Annotated in this window: 3 protein-coding genes and 1 pseudogene; all 4 read right to left on the reverse strand. The window is 38.5% G+C overall.

Features of this window, described 5'->3' with window-relative positions:
* Positions 1-209: pseudogene (locus AC3AX0_RS10275) on the reverse strand (hypothetical protein); the annotation flags it as partial.
* Complete coding sequence (locus tag AC3AX0_RS10280; protein ID WP_487550201.1) at positions 202-1,032, reverse strand: ABC transporter ATP-binding protein; 831 nt, start codon at positions 1,030-1,032, stop codon at positions 202-204. The pseudogene AC3AX0_RS10275 and the gene AC3AX0_RS10280, both read right to left, overlap by 8 nt.
* 2 nt (positions 1,033-1,034) lie before the next feature.
* A complete protein-coding gene (locus AC3AX0_RS10285) occupies positions 1,035-2,192 on the reverse strand; it encodes an HlyD family secretion protein (RefSeq protein ID WP_487550202.1) in 1,158 nt (385 codons plus the stop codon).
* A gap of 170 nt (positions 2,193-2,362) precedes the next feature.
* The coding region (locus AC3AX0_RS10290) for a 6-phosphofructokinase (protein ID WP_487550203.1) at positions 2,363-3,082 on the reverse strand (720 nt) is incomplete at its 5' end.

The following is a 3,082-nucleotide window of genomic DNA, read 5'->3' on the forward strand; positions in this document are numbered from 1 at the left end:
CTCAAGGAAGTATGGGAAGCATCGTAGACAGCCAAGTTCACATTGTTGACGTCGGTGTTTACGGCGAAGCCGAAGATCATAAGCATCATTATGGGCATCATAAATGAAATGACAAGACTGGGTCTGTCACGTCTTATATGGATAAATTCTTTTTTTGTAATTGTGGCTAGTCTTTTGAATGAAAAGAAATTCAAATTGAACTTATTCATTGTCATTGTCTCCTTTGCTGCTTTTGGATTTCTTCTTATTCTGTTTGTTCTTTTTATTGTTTTTAAGTTCCTTGTAGCTCACCAGATGTTCCTGATTGGACAATTCCATTACATGGTGAATAAAGATGTCTTCTATGTTGTCCATTCCCATCTCCTTATAGTGGCCTTCAAGAGAGTTGATGGAAATAATCTTACCATTGTATATGAATCCTATCCTGTCACATACAGTAGCTTCATCCATATAGTGGGTTGTGACAAGTACTGATACTCCTTTTGCTGATAAGTCTGCAATCATATGCCAAAATTCACGCCGTGAGACAGGGTCAACGCCGGCTGTAGGTTCGTCCAATACCAGTATTTCAGGATTGTGAATCAATGCGCATCCAAGGGCAAGTCTTTGTTTCCATCCTCCGGACAGTGTTCTGGCCTGCGCATTTTCTTTTCCTCCTAGATTGGCCATTGCGATGAGTTCTTTTTTTCGATCTTCTATGTCTTTCTTTTTCATACCGAAAATATTTCCGTAAAAATCAAGATTTTCATTGACGGTCAAGTCTCCATAGAGGCTGAAACTCTGACTCATATATCCGATTTTCTGTTTTATGAATTCAGATTCCTTAAGGATATCGTAACCAAGTACGGTTCCGGTTCCTCCAGTAGGTGTGATGACGCCACATAGCATACGAATGGTGGTTGATTTGCCTGAACCGTTGGGTCCCAGAAGGCCGAAGATTTCACCACGCTTGATTTGAAAGGATATGTCGTTTACTGCTGTTAGTGAACCGAATACTTTTGTAAGGTTGTTTACTTCTACTGCATTTCCCATAACTACTCCAATTCACTAAAATCTACAGATATTAGCATGCCGGCTTTCAAATTTTCAGATGGGTCAAGGCTGATTTCAACCTTGAAGACCAGGCGTTCTCTATCTTCTTCAGTAACAATGTTAATTGGTGTGAACATTGCTTCGTTGTCTATTTTTCTGATTGTGCCCGTCATCTTTATTGATTTGTCGGCAACCAGTGTTAGAGTAAGCTCATGGCCGGGAGCAACTGTTAACAGATCTTTTTCAGAAATATAGATTGTCACATATCCGTCATTTGAATCATAAAGAGTGGCTATTGGACTTCCCGTATTGATAAATTCACCTTTGTTATAGTATACGCTTTCTACTATTCCCGATCTTTGGGATTGAATGTGATAGTCTTCAAGATTCCTGTTTGCAATTTTTTCACCTAGGATAGCCAGTTCGTTATTGAGTGAAGTGATGTTTTTGTCAGGATCGTCATAGCCCTTTTCCATGCGAATAAGTTTTTCGTTGGCAGCAAGTATTTGAGCATCCACAGCTTCTGCCTGGAATTTAAGTGTGTCAATATCATTGATAATCTTGCTGGAGTCAACCAAGGAAGTGTCGTAGACATTTTTACTGTTGGTCATTGAAAGGGCTGCATTATCCAGATTGACTTGTGTTTCTATGTCCTCATCATATAGTGCCTTGACTTTATCGTAATTGGATACATTGAATTCGTAGGTTGATTTAAGATTGTCACTTACAATCTTGCTTTTTTCATAAAGATTCAAGGCACCGTCAACATTGCTTTCAAGAGCATCTTTTTGGCTTTCTAGCTGACTTATTGTTTGAAGTTGTATGTTTATTTCTTCTTTTCCAGCACCAGTTTCGGATTTTTCTATATTTTGACCTGAAATTTCCTTGTAAATTCTGGCCTCTTCACGTTGAAGTGCCATCTTTGAATCATCCAGCAAAGCGACTTGTGACTCTTCTTCCAAGGAGTCTCCTTCAGAAACATATATTTCTTCTATTATTCCGGGAACTGCCGATACTACATCAAAGGTATCCCATTGAAGCTCTCCGTAGTACAGACTGTCTTTCATGGCTGTTTTATTCATATAATATTTGTAGAATCCAAAAGATACTGTGGCAACTACCATCAGTACGATAAGTCGTGTTAATATTTTTTTTATCATAGATAAGGCTCCAATTCATTTAAATTTTAATCTGATAATGCAGAAATTGTTTATGATTTATTAATAAATTGTACCACACTTTTCCCTCAGGTACTATGGATAACAATCAACAAAGATAAAGCTTCCTGTATTTCCACTGGGAAAATATAGGAAGCTGCTTTATTCCGTATTTATTTTGTATTCAGTATCTTTTCAACTCTTGGTGCTCTTAATCTATGTACATTGCCGAGATTTGATCCTACAAGGGGCCTTAAATAGTACTTGAATTCATCAGTTATGCCGTTACCTCTCGCATTAATGAAGTCAGGAGGCATTACCTTGGTTTTTCCTGCAATTTTATCCAAATCCACCAGCTGATAATCCACTGAATAGTATCCTGTCCGTTGTATTGTAATGGATCCGTCAACTTTATTCCAAATGGCAAATTGTGCTGCTTTTTCACCAACTTCTCTTGCTTCATGTTGATCGACATCTGAGATACTTGCTATGGAGCTTCTTTGGGGATATCCTAATGTGTCGGCCCTTACGCGGGTTATATTCAGCTTGGTTTTTATCAAATCCGATAGCATGTCGCCTAGAGAACCGCTTCCTGAGAGTTGAATGTTGCCGTGAGAATCTTTTTCTATACAACTTGTCAATGTCGAAGCCACAGGTTGACCGCTTTTATCTCTAATACCTTCAGATACAGCAATAAGACATCTGCCAAGTCTGTCATATATTTCCTTTACATCTTTTAGAAATTCATCAACATCAAAAACTTTTTCAGGCAAGTAAATAAGATGTGGTCCGTCATCTGGATATTTTTGGGCCAGGGAAGATGCTGCTGTCAAAAAGCCTGCATGTCGTCCCATTACAATACCAATGTGTACTCCCGGCAATGCACGATTATC

It is taken from the genome of Dethiosulfatibacter sp., assembly GCF_983023055.1.